At 43.3% G+C, this 1,172-nt stretch carries 2 protein-coding genes and 1 pseudogene; 1 reads left to right on the plus strand and 2 read right to left on the minus strand.

The window, feature by feature from the left end:
- Together R7127_RS26580 and R7127_RS26585 are read right to left on the minus strand one after the other, a co-directional pair.
- The coding region (locus R7127_RS26580; RefSeq protein ID WP_318148721.1) for a DUF3541 domain-containing protein at window positions 1-214 on the minus strand (214 nt) is incomplete at its 3' end.
- A 69-nt stretch (window positions 215-283) separates the two neighbouring features.
- A complete protein-coding gene (locus R7127_RS26585) occupies window positions 284-889 on the minus strand; it encodes an alpha-ketoglutarate-dependent dioxygenase AlkB family protein (RefSeq protein ID WP_025499423.1) in 606 nt (201 codons plus the stop codon).
- Window positions 890-1,026: 137 nt separating this feature from the next.
- Here R7127_RS26585 and R7127_RS26590 point away from each other — a divergent pair.
- Window positions 1,027-1,172 (plus strand): annotated as a pseudogene (locus tag R7127_RS26590) (sensor domain-containing diguanylate cyclase); the annotation flags it as partial.

Consider the following 1,172-nt stretch of genomic DNA (forward strand, 5'->3'; position numbering starts at 1 on the left):
AGTATTTTTCATCTAAGGTTTGGCGGAACATACGCAGCCCAAAGTGGCCTTCCTTAAAAGGAGGAAGCGTGAATAACTCACGTTCGTATGTGTCGCGAATCAGCTGTGCTGATTGAGAGTAATTAAGTGCAGGCACCTCTTCTTGAGATGCCTGTACATTCAAGATGAGTGAGCAAGAGAGCAAGACCGCCAAGCTGATAGGTTTGATACGCATAAATCCATTCCCTGATATAACCTGGATGTAAACTTATCATCAATGTTTGTTAAGAATGTAAAACCTGAGTCAATAGTTCAAAATATGTCTAAAAGTCAGGTTGATACGTTCTCCTTTTGGTTTGGCTGTTTTGGGAACGCAGTGTCTCCAATGGTGCTGAAGCTCCCCAGCCATGATCAATAATGCGCCGTGGCCGAGCTCATATTCTATTTGAGTTTTACAATGTAAATTTCGTAGCACAAATCGGCGCGTATCACCTAAGTTCAACGAGGCGATCACCGGATTTCTGCCCAGCTCTGGTTCATTATCTTGGTGCCATCCCATCGAATCCTGACCGTCGCGATACAGATTCGCCAATACAGAGTTGAATGGGGTGTTGGCAAGGCTTTCACAGCGAGCCTTGAGTGATAAAAGCTCAGACGTCCAAGGGTGAGGTGCCATGGTTAAACCCGAATAGGTGTAAGGCGCATCGCCATGCCAAGTCTGCAAACGAGGTTGAAGTACCGATTTCCCGAAAATGGTTATGCGTTCTTGTTGCCAAGGTAAGGTACTCCTAAGCGTTGAAAAGTACGTATCCGCTTCTTGCTGAGAAAGAAAGTTTGGCTGATAAAAGAGCTTACCTTGGCGTACCTCTTGCCAATCCGTACTTTCAAATAAATCGCCTTGTCCTTGCATCCCGTTGCCTATTTAAACCATAAAAATTTCAGATAATTATTACCTTTGCAAAGGCTATTGGTTATTCTTGTAGATAATAAGAATTTTAACAATAAAAGAATAATTCTCGTAGTAACGGACGAGCTAGTGGGGAGCTAATGCGTTATTCACCCAGAAAGCAGTGCTATTTTGCACTGTTCTTTTTCGCTTTTGTTGCCTTGTGTGTTGGTGTTATTGAGCTGTTGCATCATAATCAGCAAGACCTTCAGCAAGAACGCGTGCAAGTTGAAGCCAAAGAACAACT

This window comes from Vibrio sp. 1159, assembly GCF_033340395.1.
GTDB classification, from domain to species: Bacteria; Pseudomonadota; Gammaproteobacteria; order Enterobacterales; family Vibrionaceae; genus Vibrio; species Vibrio alginolyticus.

Excerpts from the sequence above, each read along its gene's own strand:
- R7127_RS26585 (WP_025499423.1), bottom strand. The coding sequence starts at position 889 with ATGCAAGGACAAGGCGATTTATTTGAAAGTACGGATTGGCAAGAGGTA.